Origin of the sequence: Dechloromonas sp. A34 (assembly GCF_026261605.1) — a bacterium.
GTDB lineage: Bacteria > Pseudomonadota > Gammaproteobacteria > Burkholderiales > Rhodocyclaceae > Azonexus.
In genome coordinates this window covers 4295838-4317233 of sequence record NZ_CP102486.1, presented here as the reverse complement: position 1 = coordinate 4317233, position 21396 = coordinate 4295838, and the positions used below count along the sequence as shown (strand labels likewise).

Here is a 21396-nt window from a genome sequence, read left to right as displayed (position 1 = left end):
TAGAATTTGGCGTTTACCGTGTTCAGTAAGGAATCACCACATGTTGCTGATGGTGGATAACTACGACAGCTTCACCTACAACATCGTCCAGTATTTCGGCGAGCTGGGTCAGGAAGTGCAGGTTTACCGCAACGACGCCATTACCGTCGCCGATATCGCCCGCCTCAAGCCGGAATATCTGGTCATTTCGCCCGGTCCCTGCGCGCCGGCCCAGGCCGGTATCTCGCTGGCGGCGATCCGCGAATTCGCCGGCAAGATTCCGCTGCTCGGCGTCTGCCTCGGCCACCAGTCGATCGGCGAAGCCTTCGGCGGCAAGATCGTGCATGCCAAGCAACTGATGCATGGCAAGGTGTCGCCGGTGCATCACAAAGACGTCGGCGTCTTCAAGGGGCTGCCCAATCCGCTGACCTGCACCCGCTACCACTCGCTGGCCATCGAGCGCGAATCTCTGCCAGACTGCTTGGAGATCATCGCCTGGACCGACGACGGCGAGATCATGGGCGTCCGCCACAAGACGCTGGCCGTCGAAGGCGTGCAGTTCCACCCCGAATCGATCCTGACCGAACGTGGTCACGATCTGCTCAAGAATTTCCTGGACGAATTCAAGAAATGACCCCGCAAGCCGCCCTCCAGCGCGTGATCGAACACCGCGAAATTTTCCACGACGAAATGGTTTCCCTGATGCGCCAGATCATGGGCGGCGAAGTCACGCCGGTGATGATCGCAGCGATCATCACCGGCCTGCGCGTCAAGAAGGAAACCATCGGCGAGATCGCCGCCGCCGCCACCGTCATGCGCGAACTGTCGACCAAGGTCGAGCTCGCCGATACCAGCCGCCTGGTCGATACCTGCGGCACTGGCGGCGATGGCGCCCACACCTTCAATATTTCCACTGCCGCGATGTTTGTCGCTGCCGCGGCCGGGGCGCAGATCGCCAAGCATGGCGGGCGCTCGGTCTCCAGCCAGTCGGGCAGCGCCGATGTGCTCGAGGCCCTCGGCGTCAATCTCAATCTCAAGCCGGAGCAGGTCGCCCAGTGCATCGCCGAAACCGGTATCGGCTTCATGTTCGCGCCCAACCATCACAGCGCCATGAAGCACGCCGCGCCGGTACGCCGCGAGCTGGGTGTGCGGACCATCTTCAACATCCTTGGCCCGCTGACCAATCCGGCCAACGCGCCGCAGCAGGTGATGGGCGTCTTCCATCCCGATCTGGTCGGCATCCAGGTCCGCGTGCTGCAACGCCTGGGCAGCACCCGGGCGTTGACCGTGTTTGGCCGCGAAGGCCTCGACGAAATCTCGATCTCCGGCGCGACCCTGGTCGGCGAACTGAAGGACGGCCGGGTTAACGAATACGAAATCCATCCCGAGCAGTTCAATCTCCCGGTGCATGACCCGAAGGTGTTGCAGGTGGCCAGCGTCGAGGAGTCGAAAGCCATGTTGCTCGGCACGCTCGACAACAAGTTCGGCGCCGCCCGCGACATCGTCGCCCTCAACGCTGGTGCCAGTGTCTATATCAGCGGCCAGGCGCCCACCCTGGCCGACGGCGTCGACAAGGCCTTCGAAATGATCGTCTCCGGTGCGGCGCGCGCCAAGCTGGAACAATTCATCAACTGCACCAAGCAATTCGCATGAGCGACATCCTCAACAAGATCGTCGCCACCAAGCGCCAGGAAATCGCCGCCGCGTTGGTCGCCAAGCCGCTTGCCGTTGTCGAGGCCGAGGCGGCCGCCCAAACTGCGCCGCGCGATTTCGTCGGCGCCATCCGCAACAAGATCGCGGCCGGCCAGGCGGCGGTGATTGCCGAGATCAAGAAGGCCAGCCCGTCGAAAGGCGTCATCCGCCCCGACTTCCAGCCGGCCGAGATCGCCCGCAGTTATGAGACACACGGCGCCGCCTGTCTGTCTGTGCTGACCGACCGTCAATATTTCCAGGGTGCTCCGGAATACCTGCAGGCCGCCCGCGCCGCCTGCGCCCTGCCGGTCTTGCGCAAGGACTTCATGGTCGACCGCTACCAGGTTGCGGAAGCGCGCGCCATGGGCGCCGATGCTATCCTGCTCATCGCCGCTGCATTGACGCTGTCTGAAATGCAGGCCCTCGAAGCCCAGGCCCACGCCTACGGCATGGCCGTGCTGGTCGAAGTACATAACGGCGAAGAACTCGACGCCGCGCTGCAACTGAAAACCCCCTTGCTCGGCATCAATAATCGCAACCTGCGTACCTTCGAAGTGACGCTGGATACAACACTCGGTCTGCTCGCTCGCATACCGGATGACCGGATCGTGGTCACCGAAAGCGGCATCCTTAGTCCGGAAGATGTTGCGCTGATGCGCGCCAACCGGGTTCAAGCCTTTCTCGTCGGCGAAGCCTTCATGCGCGCCCCTGAGCCGGGCATCGAACTGGCTCGCCTGTTTGCCTGAAGTCTGTTGCGCAGAAACAACAAAGCCCCGCTCAATGCTCTTGTTGTGTCAAACACTCGTTGCTACTGCCTCCACCTCCTTGCGACAATCGACGCCAACTTCTCAATCCGAGAGGTAAAGCTTAATCAGTTCGCAAGATCGGATTAAAAACTAACCACTAAGGAGATTTTCTGATGCAAAAGAAGATTATTGCTCTGGCCATCGCTGGTCTGGCTTCTACCGCCGCTTTCGCCCAAACCAATGTCACCGTGTACGGTGTAGTTGACCTCGGTCAGGCTTTCGTTAAGTCCACCACCACCGGCGGTGCTGACCGCGCCAATGCCGAACAGCCGATCGTTGGTCGTCTGGACAACAACTCTTCCTACCTTGGCTTCAAGGGTGTTGAAGATCTGGGCAACGGCCTGAAGGCTGTATTCCAGCTGGAAACCGGCTACAACTCTGACAACGCTGGTGGCTGGGGTGGTGCTCGTGACACGTACGTCGGTCTGACCGGCGGTTTTGGTACTCTGGTTGCTGGTAACCTGACGCACTCGCTGCGTGCTTTCGGTGCCAAGGTTGAACTGACTCCGGGTGCTGCTGGTTTTGGTACGATGACGTCCGTGACTGGTACTCTTGCCGGTATCAAGACCGGTGCGGATGACCGCGCTGCCAACGCCGTTGCTTATGTTTCCCCGAATTTTGGCGGCTTTACCGGTACCGTGGCTTACGTTAATGGCGAAACCCGTACGGGTGCAAATGCTGTTGGCACCAACCAAGGCGGCACCAATTCCCGTCAGTACCAGATCGCTGGTCAGTTTGAAAATGGTCCTTTGTTTGTCGGCGCTGGCTACCATCTGGCAAAGTCCTTTGGTTTGACATCCCCCAATGGGCTGGGCACCCCCTCTCTTAATGAAAACGGTCAAGATGCTTCCGTTATCCGCGTTGCCGCTGTGTACACCCTGCCGACCAAGACCAAGCTGACTGGTCTGTATGACTACACGCAAGTGAAAACTGGCGATGTTGGCGGTGCCGCTCTTGATGTTGACAAAATCAAGCGTCACGCTTGGTCTGTCGGCGTTGCTCAGCCTTTCGGCAAGAGCACCGTTGGTCTCGAGTATGGCCGTTCGCATAACGTCAAGGCTGATGGTGACGCGATTGCTGACAGCTCGACCCAGATCTACACCGCTGTTTACACCTACGACCTCAGCAAGCGCACCGCTCTGCATGCTCGTGCTAGCTACCTGAATAACGGTACCAACGTCAACAATGCCTTCTACCTCAACCCGGTTAACAACGGCGTTACTCAAGGTGACGGCAACGACTACACCGGCTACATGGTTGGCCTGCGTCACACTTTCTAATTTGACTTAACTGTCGGTTGGAATAAAAACGGACGCTTCGGCGTCCGTTTTTTATTTTCCGAATGGAATTCGTTGCAAAGTTTGTTAAGGCTGTAAAATCTATGGTCAGCCCGATTTTTGCAAGGCAGGTTGGAGTTGATCTAAAGTGGGCTTGCGCAAATCTATCCGGCGTCGAATGGGGAGGTTGATTTCCCGCGCCACGATGAGAGCCGCGCCTGGCAAACCTCAAAAAAGCCTCAGCATGTGATTGCTGTTTTTACGTTCAGGTTCTTTGCCAGGCCGTTGTGCCGTTTAGTTCATCCCGTGATCTACCGTCGCAAAACCAGGGGGGTTACAAAATGATGAAGCAAGGCCTCAGGTAGCTGCAACTGCCTGACGCGGTTGATAGTGTGTTCCTTTGGCGAGGATGGCCCAGGCGATCCTCGCCATTTTGTTGGCCAAGGCGCAGGCCACGATATTCGAGTGTCGCCTACAGAGCATCGCTCTGATCCATTCGCCCAGCGCATCGGTTCTGGTCTGGATGTGCTGCAGGGTCACCCGCGCCCCCTGGACGAGGAGTCGTCGCAGGTTCTTGTCGCCGCGCTTGCTGATGCCGAGCAAGGTGGGTTTGCCGCCCGTGCTGTACTGACGAGGTACCAATCCGATGGAGGCGGCGAACTGGCGAGCATTGGCAAACTGATGGGCATCGCCCAGTTCGACCGCCAGCACACTGGCAGTAATGGGGCCGACCCCGGGTATTTCCAGCAGGCGCTGGCTGCGCTCGTCTTCGGCCAGTTGTTGCGCCAATTCCCGCTCGACAGCTTTGATTTGTTCGTCCAGATACTTGAAGTGCTCGCGCAGACGTTCAATGAGCGCGATCAGACGGGCGGCAGTTCGGCTTCGTGCTCCGCCAACAGGGCTGGCAGCCGCTTGATGATCGCCGCCCCTTTGGGCAGGCTGATGCCGAACTCCAGCAAGAAGGCGTGTATCTGGTTGGTGGTGGAGGTTTTATCCCGCACTAGCGCTTCGCGCACGCGATGGGTGGCCGAGATCGTCTGCTGTGTTTCGTTGCGCGGACTCACGAAGCGCATGTTCGGCCGACTCGCCGCTTCGCAGATGGCTTGGGCATCGGCAAAGTCGTTCTTGTTGCCTTGCACGAAGGGTTTCACGAATTGCGGTGAGATCAGCTTCGCCTCGTGCCCCATCGCCGTGAGTCGCCGTGCAATCCAGTGCGCTCCGGCGCACGCTTCCATAACGACACGACAGGCCGGAACATTCACGAGTTGCGTCAGCATCTGGCTTCGCGAGAGTTTCTTGCGAAATACCATGCGACCCGATGCATCCTGACCGTGTAGGTGGAAGCAATGCTTCCCAAGATCAATCCCAATTAGCGTCACAATGTTCATGATGGCCTCCAGAAGAAAAATCCCCGCTCAGCTTACCGCTGGCGGGGATCGGGCTGACCATCTCATTAAAGCCCCGGAAATTTCCGGGGCTTTGCTTTTCTTGGATGGAGATTTAGCTGGCGAGAATCAGGTTGTCCCGGTGGATGATCTCAGGTTCGTCAACATAACCAAGGATGCTTTCAATCTCGGGTGTAGATTTGCGGGCGATCAGTCGGGTTTCACCGCTGCCATAGTTGGTCAGGCCGCGGGCAATTTCTTTGCCTTCGGATGTGATGCAGGCGACGGCGGCGCCGCGCTCGAACTCACCTTCGGCAGCGACGACGCCAATGGGCAGCAGGCTTTTTCCTGCTTTCAGGGCGTTCACCGCGCCATTGTCGAGAATCAGGCGGCCTGCCAATTGCAGGTGGTCGGCCAGCCATTGTTTGCGGGCGGCCAGCGGCTGGGTTTTTGAGACGAGCAGGGTGCCGACGGATTCGCCATTGGCCAGGCGGATGATCGGGTCGGTTTCGTGGCCGCTGGCGATGGCGGTGTGGGCGCCGCTGCGCGCCGCGCGTTTGGCGGCGATAACTTTGGTGATCATGCCGCCCTTGCCGATGCTGGTGCCGGCGCCGCCGGCCATGGCTTCGAGAGTTTCGTCGCCGGCAATGGCTTCGCTGATCAGCGTGGCGTTCGGGTCCTTGCGCGGGTCAGCCGTGTACAGGCCGGTCTGGTCGGTCAGGATGATCAGCGCTTCGGCTTCGATCAGGTTGGCGACTAGGGCGCCCAGTGTATCGTTGTCACCGAACTTGATTTCGTCGGTGACGACGGTGTCGTTCTCGTTGATGATCGGCACGACGCCGAGTTGGAGCAGTGTGGTCAGGGTCGAGCGGGCGTTCAGGTAACGTTTGCGGTCGGCCAGGTCGTCATGGGTCAGTAGGATCTGGGCGGTGTGCAGGCCGTGCTTGGAAAAGGCCGCCTCGTAGACCTGGACCAGTCCCATTTGTCCGACGGCGGCGGCGGCTTGCAATTCATGAACCGATTTCGGGCGTTTCGCCCAGCCCAGGCGCTGCATGCCGCAGGCGATGGCGCCGGAGGAGACGAGTACGACTTCCTTGCCCTGCTGGCGCAAGACGCTGATCTGGCGAGCCCAGTCCTCTATGGCGGCGAGGTCGAGGCCGGCGCCGTTGTTGGTAACCAGGGCCGAGCCGACTTTGACGACCAGGCGTTTGGCGTTGGCTAGGCGGGTCTTGTTCATGCTTCTTCGCTGTCTTCGGTTTCGTGGTCGTCGTCGATTTCCGGGCGGGCCATCTGGTCGAGGGCTTCGCTGATCGCATAGATCAGCGGCTTGGTGCCCTCGCCGTTGATGGCGGCGATCGGGAAGTAGGGGCCATCGTACTTGGTGGCCTTCTTGTAGGCTTTCAGGAAGTTCTTGATCGCGGCTTCGCGGTCTTCCTCGGGAATCAGGTCGAGCTTGTTGAGCACCAGCCAGCGCGGTTTGTCGGCCAGTTCCGGGTCGTGCTTGATCAACTCGCCGACAATCGCCTTGGCGTCGCGCACCGGGTCCGAGTCCGGATCGATCGGTGCGATGTCGACGAGATGGAGCAGAATCCGCGTGCGCTGCAGATGCTTAAGGAAGCGGATGCCGAGGCCGGCGCCATCGGCGGCGCCTTCGATCAGCCCGGGTACGTCGGCCATGACGAAGCTTTTCTCGTCACCAACGCGGACTACGCCGAGATTGGGGTGTAGCGTCGTGAAGGGGTAATCGGCGACTTTCGGCCGCGCCGAGGAAATGGCACGGATCAGCGTGCTCTTGCCGGCATTGGGCAGGCCGAGCAGGCCGACGTCGGCCAGTACGCGGAGTTCCAGGCGCAGCTCGAATTCCTCGCCCTGTTCACCATTGGTTTTCTGGCGCGGGGCGCGGTTGGTCGAGGATTTGAAATGCAGATTGCCGAGGCCGCCTTTGCCGCCCTTGGCGATCATGATTTTCTGATCGTGTTCGGAGAGATCGGCGAGGATTTCTTCGGTATTGAGGTTGTAAATAACGGTGCCGACCGGCACGCGCAAAATGATGTCGTCGCCACCGGCGCCGTACTGGTCGGCGCCGCCGCCATTTTCACCGCGCTTGCCGATGAATTTGCGGGTGTAGCGATAGTCGACCAGGGTGTTGATGTTGCGGTCGGCCAGCACATAGATGCTGCCGCCCCGGCCGCCGTCGCCGCCATTCGGGCCGCCCATCGGGATGTACTTCTCGCGACGGAACGTCGCCGCGCCATTGCCGCCGTCGCCGGCCTTTACGTAAATCTTGGCTTCGTCGATAAATTTCATGTTCCGCCTCTACATCCGTCGCCGGAAAATCCGGCGATATAAACTAAAAAGCCCTATCCGGCGGATAGGGCTTTTGATTTCCGCCGTGCCGAATTATTCGGCAGCCGGAACGATGGTCACCGTGCGACGCTTCTTTTCGCCCTTGATGGCGAACTGGACGACGCCGTCCTTGAGTGCGAACAGGGTGTGATCCTTGCCGCAACCAACGTTTTCGCCCGGGTGGAATTCGGTACCGCGCTGGCGAACGATGATGTTGCCGGCCAGAACGAATTGACCGCCGTAGCGCTTGACGCCAAGACGCTTTGCCTGTGAGTCGCGGCCGTTACGTGAACTACCGCCTGCTTTCTTGTGTGCCATTTATTAGCTCCTTGTCTGAACTTAAGCGGCGATCGAATCGATGCGCAGTTCGGTGTAGTTCTGACGATGGCCTTGATGCTTTTGGTAGTGCTTACGACGACGCATCTTGAAGATCTTGACCTTGTCGTGGCGGCCGTGGGAAATCACGGTTGCTTTGACGGTGGCGCCAGCAAGGAAGGGGGCGCCGATCTTTACCGACTCGCCTTCGCCTGCCATGAGGACCTGGTCAAGAGTAACTTCTGCGCCAACGTCTGCCGGTATCTGTTCTACTTTAAGTTTTAGACCATTGGTAACGCGATACTGCTTACCGCCGGTTTTTATGACCGCATACATGGGTTGGACTCCGAAAATAAATCTAAAGGGTGCTACAAAGAACCGCGCATTATACGCAAAAGGGTAGCGAAGTCAAAGCCTTGTCGTGGGCTTGTGGTAAACTTTCGCCCTTTCCCGAGGAGCTTACTATGGCTGAAATCACCACGGCCTCCGGCCTGATCTACGAAGATACCATCGTTGGCGAGGGTGCCGAGGCCAAGGCCGGCAACCACGTCGTCGTCCATTACACCGGCTGGCTGACCAACGGCAGCAAGTTCGATTCGAGCAAGGATCGCAACGATCCATTCGATTTTCCGCTCGGCCAGCGCCACGTCATTTCCGGTTGGGACGAAGGCGTTCAGGGCATGAAGGTTGGCGGTACGCGCAAGCTGACCATTCCGCCAGAACTCGGCTATGGCGCCCGCGGCGCTGGCGGCGTCATTCCGCCGAATGCGACGCTGGTCTTCGAGGTCGAACTGCTCGCCATTCAATGAGCGATTTCGACAAGGAACGCAAAGCCAAACGGCCGCCCCAAGAGGCGGCGGCCGGTGACGACCCGTGGGCCAAGTGGCGCCAGCCTGAGAGCGTCCCGACGCCGACTCCTGCGCCGAAGCCGCGCCCGGCGCCTGCCCAGCGGGAAGACGCGCCGCGGAGTGCGGTCAAAGTTGAAGTCAAGGCGGAAAAGCCAGCGGCAACCGAGCGCCCGACGGGCACCCTGAGCCCGATCAAGGCAGCCAAGCCGGCCCGCCCGGCTGCAAAGCGGCCATCGGCCGCCGCCGGAGCGCCCCGTCCTCATCCCCAGTCGCGGGGTGGGAAGGCGCACGATGTGCGGCCGCCGCGTGAGGAACGTCCGCCGGTGCCGCAAAGGCCGCCGCGCGACCCGGCCGATATCTCGGAAGGCGTTCGGCTGTCCAAGGTGATGTCCGAGCGGGCGATGTGTTCGCGCCGCGAGGCCGATCTGTGGATCGAGCGCGGCTGGGTCTTCGTCAATGGCGAACGGATTTCCGAACTGGGTTCGCGCATCTCGCCCGATGCGGAAATCGTCATTTCCAAGGAAGCCAAGCTGGATCAGGCCAAGCAGGTCACCATCCTGCTCAACAAGCCGATCGGCTATGTTTCCGGCCAGCCGGAGGCCGACTGCAAGCCGGCGGTAACGCTGATTTCGGCCGAAAGCTGGGTCCGCCAGTCGGGTGATCCCGAATTCAAGCCGTGGATGTTGCGCGGCCTGGCGCCGGCCGGGCGGCTCGACATCGATTCTACCGGTCTGCTGGTGTTCACCCAGGACGGGCGGATCGCCAAGAAGCTGATCGGCGAAGACAGTCAGGTCGAAAAGGAATATCTCGTGCGGGTCAGCGGCGAGATGGTGCCGGGTGGCCTGAAACTGTTGCAACACGGCCTGGAACTCGACGGCAAGCCGCTCAAGCCGGCCTGGGTCAAGCAATTGAACGAAGACCAGCTGCACTTCATCCTGAAGGAAGGCAAGAAGCGCCAGATTCGCCGCATGTGCGAACTGGTCGGCTTGCGCGTCATCGGCTTGAAGCGCGTGCGTATCGGTCGCGTCAAGCTGGGCGATCTGCAGATCGGGCAGTGGCGCTTTCTGCGTCCCGACGAATCGTTCTGAGCAAGTAAAAACGCCGGCTTGAAGCCGGCGTTTTTCATTCTGCGAGCTGGATGCTCAGGCGGTACCGGTCACCGCCTGGGCGCGGACCGGCGGCATCATAAGGCATTCGCCTTCGATCACGACCTTGCCGGCGACCGTGCACACGGTATCGAGCGTCACGCGGTTCTTCTCGACGAACACTTCCTTGACGGTGACGGTGGCGCGCACGGTGTCGCCCGGGCGGACCGGCGCCTTGAACTTCAGGGTCTGCGACAGGTAGATGGTGCCGGGGCCGGGCAGGTGGTTGGCCAGCACGGCGGAAATGAAACCGGCCGAGAGCATACCGTGGGCGATGCGGCCGCCGAAGACCGTGGTCTTGGAATATTCCTCGTCCAGGTGGGCCGGGTTGACGTCGGTCGAGATGCCGGCGAAGAGCACGATATCAGCTTCGGTGACGGTCTTGGCGATGCTGGCGGTCATGCCGGGCTTGAGGTCCTGAATGTGATAAGTCATGACTGTTTCCTCGGGGTTATGAAATTTGTGGGCCGAACTTTAGCATGTCATTCGGTGCGTAGCGCCTCGACCGGGTCGAGACGGGCCGCCTTGCGGGCGGGCAGGACGCCGGCGGCGAGGCCGATGGCGATGGCGACGCCCTCGGCGAGCAGTACGAAAGTGATCGGGGTGTGCACCGGCAGGGCGGGCAGGGCGAGGTGGATCAACTGGGCGAGGCCGATGCCGAGGACCAGGCCGAGAAAGCCGCCGAGTGCCGAGAGGGCGACCGCCTCGCCGAGAAAGAGCAGCAGGATGGTGCGCCGGGGGGCGCCGAGGGCGACCAGGAGGCCGATTTCACCCGTCCGCTCGCTGACCGCAATGGTCATGATGGTGACGATGCCGACGCCGCCAACGAGCAGCGAAATGCCGCCCAGTGCGCCGACCGCCATGGTCAGCACGTTGAGGATGTTGGACAGCGTCTTCAGCATCTCTTCCTGGGTGACGATGGTGAAGTCCTCGCGACCATGGCGGGCGATCAGCCGTTCCTTGATGGCGGCAGCGACGAGGGCGGAGGGCACGCCTTCCTCGGCGGCGATGTTGATCTCGTCGACGCCTTCGCGATTGAACAGCTCCTGGGCGCGGGCGGCCGGGATGAAGGCGGTATCGTCGAGGTCGATGCCGAGGAACTGGCCTTTCGGCGCCATGACGCCGATCACCCGGAAATGCAGGCCGCCGATGCGCAGGCGCTGGCCGAGCGGATTGTCGCTGCCGAACAGTTCGTCCTTGACCTTGGAACCGAGGACGACGAAGGCGCGGGCGCTGGTCTCGTCGTCGGCCGGCAGGAACTGGCCGCTCTGGATGGTCGAGCGGAAGATGACCGGCAGGTGGGCGTTGACGCCGTAGACCAGGGTCCGCCGGGTGCGCCCGTTGCCCTCGACCTCGGCATTGCCGCGCGCGTTCGGGGTCACCGCCACGACGTGGGGCAGTCGTTCGAGCGAACGGGCATCGTCCAGCGACAGCGGCCGGGCGCTCGACGGCAGGCCGGAAGGCGAGCCGCCGGTCTTGGTCTTGCCGGGCACCGCAGTAATGACATTGGTCCCGAACTGGGTGAATTCGCCGAGCACGAAACGGTGGATGCCCTCGCCGATCGAAGTCAGCAGGATGACTGCCGCGATGCCGACGGCGATGCCGAGCAGGGTCAGGAAGCTGCGCAGACGCTGGGCCGTGATGGCGCGCAGGGCGAGGTGCAGGGAGTCGGCGACCAGCATGCTCAATGCTTCATCAGGGCCTGCACCGGATCGAGCCGGGCGGCGCGGCGGGCCGGCATGACGCCGAACAGCAGGCCGGTAACCAGTGCCGTGCTCAGGCCGGCGATCACCGCCCAGTCCGGCGGGTAGGCCGGGAAGACGGGAAAGGCCTGGCGCAGCCCAAAGGCGCCCAGCTGGCCGAGCAGGTAGCCGACGATGGCGCCGACCGTGGACAACATCGCCGCCTCGGCCAGGAAGGCCAGCCGGATGGTCCGTGCCGTGGCGCCGAGCGCCTTGAGCAGGCCGATTTCGCCGGTGCGCTGGGTGACGGCAACGAGCATCACGTTCATCACCAGGATGCCGGCCACTGCCAGGCTGATCGCGGCAATGCCGGCGACGCCCAGGGTCAGCGTGCCGAGCAGCTTGTCGAAGGTGGCAAGCACGGCGTCCTGGGTGATCACCGTGACGTCCTCCTCGCCGCGGTGGCGTTGCTTGAGGATTTCCGCGACCTGTTCCTTGGCCTGGGGGATCGCCTCGCGGCTCTTGGCTTCGACCAGGATGCGGAACAGCGTGTTGGAGTTGAACATGGCCTGAGCCAGCGCCACCGGCACGATGACCAGCTCGTCGGTATTCATGCCCAGGCCCTGGCCGACGGATTTCAGGACGCCGACCACGCGCAGCCGGCGGTCGCCGACCCGGATCAGCTGGCCGACCGCCGGTTCGCGACCGAACATTTCCTCGCGGACCGTGGCGCCGATCAGGGCGACCGGCGAGCCGCGGTTCCAGTCGTCTTCCGGCAGACCCTGGCCCTGGGCCAGTTCGAAATTGCGGATCGGGACGAACTCGCTGGTCGAGCCGGCGACCATGACTTCGCGCAGTCGTCCGCCGAAGCTGATTTCCGAGGTGCCGACGGTGAGCGGGGCGACGCGGCTGACCGCCGGGGCGCGGCGCAAGGAGCCGGCATCGTCGATGGTCAGGTCGCGCGGCGTGGTGGTGATGGCATTGGCCGGATTGAAGCCGCCAGTGCCCGAGCGGCCGGGCAGCACGATGACTAGGTTGGTGCCGATCGAAGAAAACTGGCCGACCACATAGCGCCGGGCACCGTCGCCGAGGGCGGTGAGGATGACGACGGCGGCGACACCGATCGACATGGCGAGCACCGAAAGCGTGGTGCGCATCGGGTAGCCGGTCGCCGCATCGCGGGCGAAACGCAGGGTGTCAGCCAGGCGCATCGGCGTTTGGTCCGGCTGTCAGGCTGTCAAGTTTGAGGCGACCGTCCTCCATCACCAGCTGGCGCCGGGCGCGGGCGCCCATGGCCTGGTCGTGGGTGACGACGACCAGCGTGACGCCACTGGCATTGAGCCCTTCGAGCAGGGTGACCACCTCTTCGCCGGTATGGCGGTCGAGGTTGCCGGTCGGCTCGTCGGCCAGGATCAGGGCGGGCTGCATGATGGTGGCGCGGGCAATCGCGACGCGCTGGCGTTGGCCCCCGGAAAGCTGATCGGGCCGATGGTTGGCGCGGTTTTCCAGGCCGAAATTGGCGAGCGCCTGGGCGACACGGGTGTTGCGTTCCTTGGCCGGGATGCCGGCCAGGGTCATCGGCAGGGCGATGTTTTCGGCGGCGGTCAGCCGCGGCACCAGGTGAAAGCTCTGGAAGACGAAACCGATGCGCTCGCTGCGCACGCGCGCCTGCTCGTCGGGCGAGAGGGTGGTGACATCGCGCCCTTCCAGCCGGTAGGTGCCGGCGTTGGGACGGTCGAGCAGGCCGAGCAGGTTGAGCAGGGTCGATTTGCCGGAACCGGAAGGTCCCATGACTGCGACGTACTCGCCGGCTTCGATCTGCAGGTTGAGCTGGGCCAGCGCGTGCACCTCGGTATCGCCGAGCTGGAAGACGCGCTCGATGCCGGCAAGTTCGATCAGCGCCATGCGCTTACTTGGCCTTGGCTTTGTCGTCGGGCGTGACGGCTGCGCCGGCCTTGACGCCTTCCTTTTCGAGCGAGGTGACGATCCGGTCGCCGGCGGCCAGCCCTTCAATCACCTCGGTGAATTCCCAGTTGGCGAGGCCGGCCTTGATCGTACGCTCTTCGAGCTTGCCGCTGTCCGGGTTGAAGAGCAGGACATGGCCGCCTTCGCGGATCGCCGCGGTCGGGATGCGCAACACCTGATCGCGACCTTCGAGAATGATTTCGACGTCGGCGCTGTAGCCGACCAGCAGCTTGCCGGCGGCTTCTGGATCGTCGAAGTCGACCTCGATATCGACCGTGCGCGCCTGCTTTTCTACGGCCGAGACGTAAGGGGCGACGCGCCGCACCTTGCCGGGCAGCAGCTTGCCCGGCAGCGCGTCGAGGGTGATGCGGACCGGCTGGCCGGCCTTGATCCTGGGTGCGTCCACCTCGTCCATCGGTGCCTTGACGTAGAGGCAGGAATCGTCGATCAGGTCGATGGCCGGCGGGGTCGGCACGCCGGGGGGAGAGGGGGTCGAATATTCGCCCAGTTCGCCTACGATCTTTGCCACCGTGCCGTCGAACGGCGCGTAAAGCGCGACACGGCCTTGCTCGACGCGGGTCGCCTTAAGCTTTGCCTCGGCCTGGGCGACGTCGGCCTTGGCGGTGTTGCAGCTGGCGCGGCGGACTTCGGCGTCGGTGCGGGCGGTTTCCTCGCGACTGGTCGAGACGAAGCCCTTTTCACGTAGTTCGGACTGCCGCTTGGCTTCCCTTTCGGCATTGGCGGCCGCGATGCAGACTTCGTCGACCCGCTTGCCAGCCAGCGTCACCTGTGACTGGGAGAGGGCGGCCTGGGCCTGCTGGTCGTCGTTCCAGAGCTTGAGCAGCAACTGGCCTTTCTTGACCTTGTCGCCTTCCTTGACGCCGAGATATTCGATACGGCCACCGATGATGGTCGACAACTTGGTGCGCTGGCAGGCTTCGACGGTGCCGGCGCGGGTGTTGGCCAGCGAGGCTTCGACCTTGCCGGTGGTTACTTCCTTGAGCACGACGGGAATCGGTTTGGGTCGGCTGAACCAGAAAAAGCCCAGGCCGAGCACGGCGATAACGACGAGAGCAATAAGGATGCGACGCATGCGGAATTCCTAACGAAAGCCGGGCAACCACCCGGTTTGAGCGTGTCCCCAGACGGGCTCCAGGGAACCTTGGTAAAGGGCTTCGATGACCGGCGGTTCCGGCCAGGGTTCGTTCATGAACATCAAGCCAATTTCTTCGACGGTCCGCCCCGACCAGTAATGCTCCGCCACCTCGTCGAGGGCGCTGAGCGAGAGACTATGCGGCAGGCGCAGGTAATCGAGCCAGCTGGCGTCGTGAAAGGAGCAGATATAAGCCCCCTTGGTTCTGGCGCACGACAGGTTCTTGCCGAAAACGCGCTGCGGGTGCTTGGTCCGGAAGGTCATCGCGTCGGTGCGCGTGGCGAACAGCAGCAGGGCGTGCAGGCGACTGGGGAAATGGTTGTAGCGACGCTGCCGGAAGTATTCGAGATGGTATTCGGCAAAGTAATTCTGCACCGAGATCAGTTGGTCGCCCGGCGTCGGCGCGCCGCCTTCCGGCGAGGCCAGGGTGGAACCGAACGGGCTGCCCTTGAGGATATCCCAGCCGGGCAGCTCGGCCCCCGGGTCGAGCCAGCAGAAAAGCTCCAGCGTCGCGGTGTCCTTGATCAGGTTGTCCATGAACCGAAAGGGAAGGCAGGCATGCCGCTATTCTGAACGATTGGCGGCCATCGGCCAATCGATGTCGCGAAAGATAAATTGGCCCTTCTCGGGGCATCGATTTGGCATATGATTCATTTCACATTGTCATGGTGTTGCTGGAGAGAAAAGCGTTGTCCGAATCTGGTCGTGGCTCGTCCGGCTCACCCGGCCGGCAGATGAATCTGCGCAAGGCGTTTCTCATCGTCTCCTTGGCCTTGACCGGCATGCTGACCTTGATTGGCAGCGTTACTTTCGGCGCCTTGGCGGCCTTCAATGAAGCCACGGCGGCGGCGCAGCACCGCCAGAATTCGATGGCGCTGATGGTCGGTGTTCAGCAGGAGGTCAGCCTGCTCGGTCGTCTGGTCATTTCCTACGTCATCACCAGCAATCCGCGTTTCCTGATCTATTACTACGACATCCTCGCCATCCGCGAAGGGGCCAAGCCGCGCCCGGACAATCTGTCGGCTTCGTACTGGGAGCAGATCATCGCCGGAACCCAGCCCTACACCGCGCCGACCACTGGCGAGGTGCTGCCGCTGGAGGAACGGACCAGGCAACTCGGCTTCGATCCCGGCGAGCAGGCCGTGGTGCGCAAGATCTACCAGATCACCGAACAGATGAAGCAGACTGAACAGGTAGCCTTCGCTGCCACCCAGGGGCTGTACGACCCGGTGGCCGGCGAGTTCGTCTCGGAGACGGCGCCGCAACGCAAGTTTGCCGGTGACTTGCTGCATCAGGCAGCCTATCTGAAATTGCGGGCCGATCTGGCCTTGGCGGTAGAGGAGCTGTCCTCGTTGGTTGATCGGCGCACCGCCAACAATCTGGGGCGCGCCTCGCGCCGGCTGGAGGAATGGATATTTTCGGCCTTGGCCCTGTTGCTGGGGACCGGCGTGGTCCTCTTGGTCAGCTATCGATATCTGCAAAGGCATCTGCTTGCCCCGCTGACCTCGCTGCACCGGACGGCGACGGCTTTGGCCGGCAAGTCTTTCGGCGAACGGGCCGGGGATGTGCGCGGGGTCGAGGAGGTTCAGGCCCTGGCGACCACCCTCGACGGGATGGCCGATGCCATCGAGGCCGAATTGAAGCAGCGCGAGGTCGCGCAGCAGGCCTTGGTCGAGGCGACGACCAAGGCCGAGGTTGCGACCGAAGCGAAATCAATTTTTCTGGCCAACATGAGCCATGAGATCCGCACGCCGATGAACGCAATCCTTGGCATGGCCTATCTCGCCCTGAAATCGGGTCTGCCGCCAAGACAGCACGATTACGTGACCAAGATCCATTCGGCGGCACGCGCGCTGCTCGGTATCCTGAACGATATTCTCGATTTCTCGAAGATCGAGGCCGGCAAGGTGGTGCTCGAAGCCACGCCTTTCGAGCTGGAGCCGGTTGTCCAGCACGCGCTTTTCATGGTTCAGCAACGGGCCGAGGCCAAACGCGTCGAACTGATGCTCGATTTTCGGCCATGCCGGCATGCGCTGGTCGGCGACCCCTTACGTTTGGGCCAGGTGCTGATCAACCTGCTGACCAATGCCGTGAAATTTACCGAGAGCGGCCATGTTCGACTCGGCATCCGGGAAGTCACCAGTGATGTGGCCCTGGCGACCCTGGCTTTCCGGATCGAGGATACCGGCATCGGCATGACGCCCGAGCAGGTGGCGCGGCTCTTTCAGGAGTTTACCCAAGGCGATGGCTCGACCACCCGGAAATATGGCGGGACTGGCCTGGGGCTGAGCATCTCGAAGCATCTGGTCGAGGCAATGGGGGGCGAGATCGGCGTCGAAAGCGAGGTCGGTCGCGGTAGTGCGTTTCATTTCACGGTGCGACTGCCGGTCGCTGCCGGCGCCGGGGTAGTCGAGGAGGGCGTCGGCATGGCCTGCAGCCGGGCGCTGGTGGTGGACGACTATCCTCCTGCCTGTAGCTGCATGGCGGAGATGTTGCGGATCACCGGTTGCCCTCACGTCGACCAGGCGACCGATGGCGAATCGGCCTTGGTCAAGTTGCTTGCCGCCGCAGAGCGTAAAACGCCTTATGACCTGCTGCTCCTGGATTGGGATATGCCGGGTCTTTCCGGGGCGGCACTGATCGCGGCGGCGCAGGCGCGTGGCGTGGCGCTGCCGGCGAAAACGATTGTCATGTCGGCGGCCGATACCGCACTGTTGCGAGCCGAGATCGACTGCCCAGGCATCAGCGAACTATTGCCCAAACCGCTGATGCCCGGCATGTTGCGTCGCATCTGCGCGACGCGGGAAGCGTCCGGAGCCCTGCTGGCACCGGATAGCAGCGCCCGCTATTCGCACGTGTTGAACGGGATGCGGATTCTGCTGGTCGAGGACAACGAAATCAATCAGCAGGTGGCGCGCGAGATTCTCTGTGGCTGGGGGGCAACGGTCGATGTCGCGGCGGATGGTCGGGCGGCCTTGAGCCAGCTTTTCTCCGGACTGCCCGACGGCTATGCGGTGGTACTGCTGGATCTTGAGATGCCGGTGCTGGATGGCCGTGAGACGGTGCGTCGCTTGCGCGCCGACGATCGCTTTAGATCCTTGCCGGTCATCGCCATGACTGCTCACACACTGGGCCATGAACTGCAGCAGGTGCTTGCGCTGGGCTTCAATGGTTATATCGCCAAGCCTTTCGAGCCGGAGGAATTGCTGACGCTGCTGCATCCCTATCTTCCTGCCAACGCGCCGGTTGCCCTGCCCACGCAGCCGGCGACTTTGCCGGCTGCTGTCGTACCGGGGGGGGGAGCGGCTCTTGCCGCTGCCTTGGCGGCCATCGAGGAAATCGACAGCGTGCTTTTGCTGCGCCGATTCAGCGGGCGAACCGCTTTCCTGGTCAAGGCACTCAGGCGCTTTGCCGAGGAGGCCGGGCGTTTTCCGGACAGGTTGCGTGATGCCATGGCGCTCGGCGATCATGAAACGGCCCATCGACACGCCCACTCGTTCAAGGGACTGGCCGGGACTTTTGCCATGACCTCTTTGCAAAACGCGGTGCAGGCGCTGGAGAAGGCCATTTCAGGGGGGCACGACGAACTGTCGGCCGATATCGCTGCGCTCGAGCACCGGCTGCAACCCCTGCTCGACCAACTGGCATCATTGCCCGAGAATCAGCATGCAGGGGCATCCGGATTCGATACCGCCGAGCTGAGCCGGGTGCTGGGCTTGCTGCGGCAGCAATTGAGCGATGGCGACGGCGAGGCCGAGGAGCTTTGGCGGGCCAACAAGGCGCGCCTGGGGAGCTTGTACACCCCGCTCCAGTTGGCGGCGATCGAGCGTGCTATCAGTCACTGGAACGTTGATGAGGCGTTGGCCGCATTGGCCGTCACGACTCAGCATGAGGAAGACCATTGAATACCCTTGTCCGCCCCACCATTTTGGTTATCGACGATACCCCGGCCAACCTGAGTCTGCTCAATCAGCTGCTGCGTCCGCACTATCGCGTCAAGCTCGCCAGCAGCGGCGCCCGCGGACTGGAACTGGCCGCAGGCAACCCGCCTGACCTGATTCTGCTCGATATCATGATGCCGGAAACCGATGGCTACGAAGTCTGCAGCCGTCTTAAGTCGAACGATTTGACGGTCGGCATCCCGGTGATCTTCCTGACGGCGAAGGTCGATGCGGCCGATGAGGAGCGAGGGTTCGAACTGGGGGCCGTCGATTTTATCCATAAGCCGATCGTGCCTTCCGTCGTTCTCGCCCGGGTCCGCACCCATCTGCAGATCAAGGCCTGGCAAACCTTTCTCGAGAACCAGAGCGCCTGGTTGCAGGGCGAGGTGGAGCGCCGGGTCAATGAGGTGCTGCATTTGCAGGAGGCCTCGATCCGCATTATGGTGTCGCTCGCCGAGTTTCGCGACGAATGCACCGGCAACCACATCCGCCGGACCCAGACCTATGTCCGTTTGCTTGCCGAATATCTCAGCAAACAGCCGCGCGACCGCGAGTTTCTTACCGCCGAGCGCATCGATCAGATCGCCAAGGCGGCTCCTTTGCACGACATCGGCAAGATCGCGATTCCCGACCATATCCTGCTCAAGCCCGCCAAGCACACGGTCGAGGAGTTCGAGATCATGAAAACGCATGCCCTCAAAGGGGCGAGCATGCTGGCCCGGACGCGCCGTGAATTGGGCGAGGACAACATGCTGTTGCAGTTCGCCTGTGAGATCGCCCGTAACCACCACGAGCGCTGGGACGGTTCAGGCTATCCGGACGGGATGCAGGGCGAGGCCATTCCACTGGCCGCTCGGCTGATGGCGGTGGCTGATGTCTATGATGCCCTGCGCTCGGTGCGCCCCTACAAGACGGCGTTCAGCCATGAAGCGGCGGTGCGGATGGTCGAGGAACAACGAGGACGGCATTTCGATCCGGCCCTGGTCGACGCCTTCACCGCCTTGAAAGACGAGTTTTCCAGGATAGCCACCCAGCTGGCTGACAATGCGCCCGGCGATGCCGCCGACAATTAGGATGCCCATGAAATTCAACTACTGGCTGGCCTTGGTGCTGGTCGTACCCCTGGCGGCGGATGCTGCGGAATTCAACTGGTCCGGCTTCGGCACGGCCGGCTACGCCATCTCCGATAGTGCGAACCGCTATCAGCGCTTCATCACCGACCGCGGCACCTTCAATCGGGACAGCGTCTTCGGCGGGCAACTCGACGTCAAGTTCAACCAGCAGTTCGGTGCCACCGTTCAGGCCCGGCTGGCCCGGCGGCCGACAGCGACTCGCGCTGGGAGCCTTCGCTGGCCTGGGCCTTTCTCTCCTGGCGACCGCTCGATGATTTTCTGCTGCGCGCCGGCAAGCTGCGCGTGCCGCTGATGCTGAACACGGAAAACCAGGATGTCGGAGCGACCTATCCCTTTGTCCGCTTTCCGGTCGAGGTCTATTCCACCGCCCCGACCACGGATATCTGGGGCGTGATGTTTTCCAAGTCCTGGTGGCGGGCCGACTGGGAGTGGGGGCTCGACGGCTATTACGGCAAGATCAATTATTTCCAGCGCCTGCATGTTCGGGACATGCCGCCGCAGGGCGGCAGCGCGACCTGGTATGACCCGACCCGGCTCGAGGGCGGCGGCCTGGTCCTGTCGCTGCGCACCGACGAGGACGTCTATCGGATCGGCTATCACCGCATCGAAACCCGGCGTCGCCAGGGCGGCATTATTTCCGATCTGGCATTTACCCCCTTGCCCTCACCCCCCTACCAGCCGGGCGAAGGACTTTACGATGTCAGCAGCTCGCCGCAGGTCGATGCCACCATCTCGCAACTCCTCACGCAGGGCGCCAGTGTTGCCCTGCCGGAAGGCTTTCAGCTGACCGCGGAGTATGCGCGACTGTATAGCCCCGACGCCGTCAACGGCTGGAACCGCTGGGCATGCTATGCCGCGCTGGCCAAGCGCATCGGCCGGTGGACGCCCTACGGCTACTACGCGCAGATGCAGTCGGCCGGCAAGGTCCTGCGCCGCTACCAGGCAGCCGAGAACAACAACGTGTCGATACCTGCACCGGGCATAGCCGCCAGCCAGCACCTCGCCGCCGACTATCTGATCGCCACGATCAATGCACCTGGGCGATCGGTACGGCCTACCAGCTCACGCCGCGCTCGCTGCTCAAGACCGAGTGGTCGCAGACGCGCACCGGTATCGTCTCCAGCTTTGTCGACGCGCCCAGTGGCGGCAGTAGCGCCGATCAGCGCATTGATGTCTTTTCCGTCTCCTACAGTTTTACTTTCTGAACGAGCCGGTCATGAGAAAGCGCCTGCTCCTTCTCCTTTTCGCCCAACTGGCCGCCGGCGGAACGCTCGCTGGCGAGCCGGTCGCGGTCATCGCCTACGCCGGCATGCCGAAGACCGACGCCGCCGCGCTGCAGCGCCTCTACACCGGACGCTCGGTATCGATCGGCCAGCTCTCGGCGATGCCGGTCAATTTGCCGGCCGGGAACCCGGTCCGCCAGAGTTTTCTTGAATCGCTGCTCGGCCAGAATGACGAGCAATACACCGCCTACTGGCTGGTCAGGCGCTACGTCGGCAAGGGCGCGCCGCCGAAGGAAGTGGCCGATATCGGCGAAGTGCTCGACTATGTCCGCAACACCCCCGGCGCCGTCGGCTACCTGCCGCTGTCCAGCGTGCCACCGGGCGTCAATGTCATTTTCCGGCGTTAGTCGAGGAACGGCTGGTGTTTTATCCTCAGAGTGGTAAGCTGAACCCGTGTCAAGGTTCGCAGCAAGCCCGACATGCAGTGGTAGCAAATGCTGCGTTGC

General features: G+C 62.5%; 21 protein-coding genes and 1 pseudogene. 11 read left to right on the top strand and 11 right to left on the bottom strand.

The window, feature by feature from the left end; all coding sequences use genetic code 11:
• Window positions 1-40 precede the first annotated feature (40 nt).
• The 4 genes from NQE15_RS21480 to NQE15_RS21465 all read left to right on the top strand — a co-directional run bounded on the left by NQE15_RS21480 (window position 41) and on the right by NQE15_RS21465 (window position 3757).
• A complete protein-coding gene (locus NQE15_RS21480; protein WP_265944597.1) occupies window positions 41-613 on the top strand; it encodes an aminodeoxychorismate/anthranilate synthase component II in 573 nt (190 codons plus the stop codon).
• Window positions 610-1632, top strand: a complete 1023-nt coding sequence (gene trpD, locus NQE15_RS21475) for an anthranilate phosphoribosyltransferase (protein WP_265944595.1) — start codon at window positions 610-612, stop codon at window positions 1630-1632. The genes NQE15_RS21480 and trpD overlap by 4 nt, the downstream gene beginning before the upstream one ends.
• Complete coding sequence (gene trpC, locus NQE15_RS21470; protein ID WP_265944593.1) at window positions 1629-2417, top strand: indole-3-glycerol phosphate synthase TrpC; 789 nt, start codon at window positions 1629-1631, stop codon at window positions 2415-2417. The genes trpD and trpC overlap by 4 nt, the downstream gene beginning before the upstream one ends.
• 173 nt (window positions 2418-2590) lie before the next feature.
• Window positions 2591-3757, top strand: a complete 1167-nt coding sequence (locus tag NQE15_RS21465) for a porin (RefSeq protein WP_265944591.1) — start codon at window positions 2591-2593, stop codon at window positions 3755-3757.
• A gap of 354 nt (window positions 3758-4111) precedes the next feature.
• On the opposite strand, the pseudogene NQE15_RS21460 reads toward NQE15_RS21465, so the two are convergent.
• The 5 genes and pseudogenes from NQE15_RS21460 to rplU all read right to left on the bottom strand — a co-directional run bounded on the left by NQE15_RS21460 (window position 4112) and on the right by rplU (window position 8136).
• Window positions 4112-5064: pseudogene (locus NQE15_RS21460) on the bottom strand (IS110 family transposase).
• A 190-nt stretch (window positions 5065-5254) separates the two neighbouring features.
• The gene (gene proB, locus NQE15_RS21455) at window positions 5255-6376 is read right to left on the bottom strand and encodes a glutamate 5-kinase (RefSeq protein ID WP_265944589.1); all 1122 of its coding nucleotides are present in this window, start codon (window positions 6374-6376) and stop codon (window positions 5255-5257) included.
• Complete coding sequence (gene cgtA / locus NQE15_RS21450) at window positions 6373-7446, bottom strand: Obg family GTPase CgtA (RefSeq protein WP_265944587.1); 1074 nt, start codon at window positions 7444-7446, stop codon at window positions 6373-6375. The genes proB and cgtA overlap by 4 nt, the downstream gene beginning before the upstream one ends.
• A gap of 93 nt (window positions 7447-7539) precedes the next feature.
• Entirely contained in the window at window positions 7540-7803 is a 264-nt protein-coding gene (gene rpmA, locus NQE15_RS21445; protein WP_265944585.1) for a 50S ribosomal protein L27, read from the bottom strand.
• A gap of 21 nt (window positions 7804-7824) precedes the next feature.
• Window positions 7825-8136 carry a 50S ribosomal protein L21 gene (rplU, locus tag NQE15_RS21440; protein WP_066882854.1) on the bottom strand — a complete coding sequence of 104 codons (312 nt, stop codon included), beginning with the start codon at window positions 8134-8136 and terminating at the stop codon, window positions 7825-7827.
• Between the two features lie 128 nt (window positions 8137-8264).
• On the opposite strand from rplU, the gene NQE15_RS21435 reads away from it, so the two are divergent.
• Together NQE15_RS21435 and NQE15_RS21430 are read left to right on the top strand one after the other, a co-directional pair.
• Window positions 8265-8609, top strand: a complete 345-nt coding sequence (locus NQE15_RS21435; protein ID WP_265944579.1) for an FKBP-type peptidyl-prolyl cis-trans isomerase — start codon at window positions 8265-8267, stop codon at window positions 8607-8609.
• Window positions 8606-9736 carry a pseudouridine synthase gene (locus tag NQE15_RS21430; protein ID WP_265944577.1) on the top strand — a complete coding sequence of 377 codons (1131 nt, stop codon included), beginning with the start codon at window positions 8606-8608 and terminating at the stop codon, window positions 9734-9736. Before NQE15_RS21435 ends, NQE15_RS21430 begins: the two co-directional genes overlap by 4 nt.
• A gap of 54 nt (window positions 9737-9790) precedes the next feature.
• Here the strand turns inward: NQE15_RS21430 and NQE15_RS21425 are convergent, their stop codons facing one another.
• Genes NQE15_RS21425 through NQE15_RS21400 form a run of 6 tightly spaced genes read right to left on the bottom strand, consistent with a single transcriptional unit; the run spans window position 9791 to window position 15130 of the window.
• Window positions 9791-10228, bottom strand: coding sequence for a MaoC family dehydratase (locus tag NQE15_RS21425; protein ID WP_265944575.1), 438 nt, complete (start codon window positions 10226-10228; stop codon window positions 9791-9793).
• Between the two features lie 47 nt (window positions 10229-10275).
• A complete protein-coding gene (locus NQE15_RS21420; protein WP_265944573.1) occupies window positions 10276-11475 on the bottom strand; it encodes an ABC transporter permease in 1200 nt (399 codons plus the stop codon).
• A gap of 2 nt (window positions 11476-11477) precedes the next feature.
• Window positions 11478-12686 (bottom strand): ABC transporter permease, encoded by a 1209-nt coding sequence (locus NQE15_RS21415; RefSeq protein ID WP_265944571.1) that lies wholly within the window; start codon window positions 12684-12686, stop codon window positions 11478-11480.
• Window positions 12673-13380 carry an ABC transporter ATP-binding protein gene (locus NQE15_RS21410; RefSeq protein ID WP_265944569.1) on the bottom strand — a complete coding sequence of 236 codons (708 nt, stop codon included), beginning with the start codon at window positions 13378-13380 and terminating at the stop codon, window positions 12673-12675. The genes NQE15_RS21415 and NQE15_RS21410 overlap by 14 nt, the downstream gene beginning before the upstream one ends.
• Window positions 13381-13384: 4 nt before the next feature.
• A complete protein-coding gene (locus tag NQE15_RS21405; protein ID WP_265944567.1) occupies window positions 13385-14533 on the bottom strand; it encodes an efflux RND transporter periplasmic adaptor subunit in 1149 nt (382 codons plus the stop codon).
• Window positions 14534-14542: 9 nt separating this feature from the next.
• Window positions 14543-15130 (bottom strand): hypothetical protein, encoded by a 588-nt coding sequence (locus NQE15_RS21400; protein ID WP_265944565.1) that lies wholly within the window; start codon window positions 15128-15130, stop codon window positions 14543-14545.
• 152 nt (window positions 15131-15282) lie between these two features.
• Between NQE15_RS21400 and NQE15_RS21395 the strand changes: the two genes are divergently transcribed.
• The 5 genes from NQE15_RS21395 to NQE15_RS21375 are packed head-to-tail and all read left to right on the top strand — an operon-like array spanning window position 15283 to window position 21297.
• A complete protein-coding gene (locus tag NQE15_RS21395) occupies window positions 15283-18498 on the top strand; it encodes a hybrid sensor histidine kinase/response regulator (RefSeq protein ID WP_265944563.1) in 3216 nt (1071 codons plus the stop codon).
• Window positions 18495-19607: a response regulator gene (locus tag NQE15_RS21390; protein ID WP_265944561.1), complete on the top strand. Its 1113-nt coding sequence runs from the start codon at window positions 18495-18497 to the stop codon at window positions 19605-19607. The genes NQE15_RS21395 and NQE15_RS21390 overlap by 4 nt, the downstream gene beginning before the upstream one ends.
• A 7-nt stretch (window positions 19608-19614) precedes the next feature.
• Complete coding sequence (locus NQE15_RS21385) at window positions 19615-19959, top strand: hypothetical protein (protein WP_265944559.1); 345 nt, start codon at window positions 19615-19617, stop codon at window positions 19957-19959.
• Window positions 19950-21101 (top strand): hypothetical protein, encoded by a 1152-nt coding sequence (locus NQE15_RS21380; protein WP_265944557.1) that lies wholly within the window; start codon window positions 19950-19952, stop codon window positions 21099-21101. Before NQE15_RS21385 ends, NQE15_RS21380 begins: the two co-directional genes overlap by 10 nt.
• Window positions 21052-21297, top strand: a complete 246-nt coding sequence (locus NQE15_RS21375) for a hypothetical protein (RefSeq protein ID WP_265944556.1) — start codon at window positions 21052-21054, stop codon at window positions 21295-21297. The genes NQE15_RS21380 and NQE15_RS21375 overlap by 50 nt, the downstream gene beginning before the upstream one ends.
• Window positions 21298-21396: the final 99 nt, after the last annotated feature.

Coding starts and splice junctions, on each gene's coding strand:
- NQE15_RS21480 (WP_265944597.1), top strand. CDS start 41: ATGTTGCTGATGGTGGATAACTACGACAGCTTCACCTACAACATCGTC.
- trpD (WP_265944595.1), top strand. CDS start 610: ATGACCCCGCAAGCCGCCCTCCAGCGCGTGATCGAACACCGCGAAATT.
- trpC (WP_265944593.1), top strand. CDS start 1,629: ATGAGCGACATCCTCAACAAGATCGTCGCCACCAAGCGCCAGGAAATC.
- NQE15_RS21465 (WP_265944591.1), top strand. CDS start 2,591: ATGCAAAAGAAGATTATTGCTCTGGCCATCGCTGGTCTGGCTTCTACC.
- proB (WP_265944589.1), bottom strand. CDS start 6,376: ATGAACAAGACCCGCCTAGCCAACGCCAAACGCCTGGTCGTCAAAGTC.
- cgtA (WP_265944587.1), bottom strand. CDS start 7,446: ATGAAATTTATCGACGAAGCCAAGATTTACGTAAAGGCCGGCGACGGC.
- rpmA (WP_265944585.1), bottom strand. CDS start 7,803: ATGGCACACAAGAAAGCAGGCGGTAGTTCACGTAACGGCCGCGACTCA.
- rplU (WP_066882854.1), bottom strand. CDS start 8,136: ATGTATGCGGTCATAAAAACCGGCGGTAAGCAGTATCGCGTTACCAAT.
- NQE15_RS21435 (WP_265944579.1), top strand. CDS start 8,265: ATGGCTGAAATCACCACGGCCTCCGGCCTGATCTACGAAGATACCATC.
- NQE15_RS21430 (WP_265944577.1), top strand. CDS start 8,606: ATGAGCGATTTCGACAAGGAACGCAAAGCCAAACGGCCGCCCCAAGAG.
- NQE15_RS21425 (WP_265944575.1), bottom strand. CDS start 10,228: ATGACTTATCACATTCAGGACCTCAAGCCCGGCATGACCGCCAGCATC.
- NQE15_RS21420 (WP_265944573.1), bottom strand. CDS start 11,475: ATGCTGGTCGCCGACTCCCTGCACCTCGCCCTGCGCGCCATCACGGCC.
- NQE15_RS21415 (WP_265944571.1), bottom strand. CDS start 12,686: ATGCGCCTGGCTGACACCCTGCGTTTCGCCCGCGATGCGGCGACCGGC.
- NQE15_RS21410 (WP_265944569.1), bottom strand. CDS start 13,380: ATGGCGCTGATCGAACTTGCCGGCATCGAGCGCGTCTTCCAGCTCGGC.
- NQE15_RS21405 (WP_265944567.1), bottom strand. CDS start 14,533: ATGCGTCGCATCCTTATTGCTCTCGTCGTTATCGCCGTGCTCGGCCTG.
- NQE15_RS21400 (WP_265944565.1), bottom strand. CDS start 15,130: ATGGACAACCTGATCAAGGACACCGCGACGCTGGAGCTTTTCTGCTGG.
- NQE15_RS21385 (WP_265944559.1), top strand. CDS start 19,615: ATGAAATTCAACTACTGGCTGGCCTTGGTGCTGGTCGTACCCCTGGCG.
- NQE15_RS21375 (WP_265944556.1), top strand. CDS start 21,052: ATGCCGGTCAATTTGCCGGCCGGGAACCCGGTCCGCCAGAGTTTTCTT.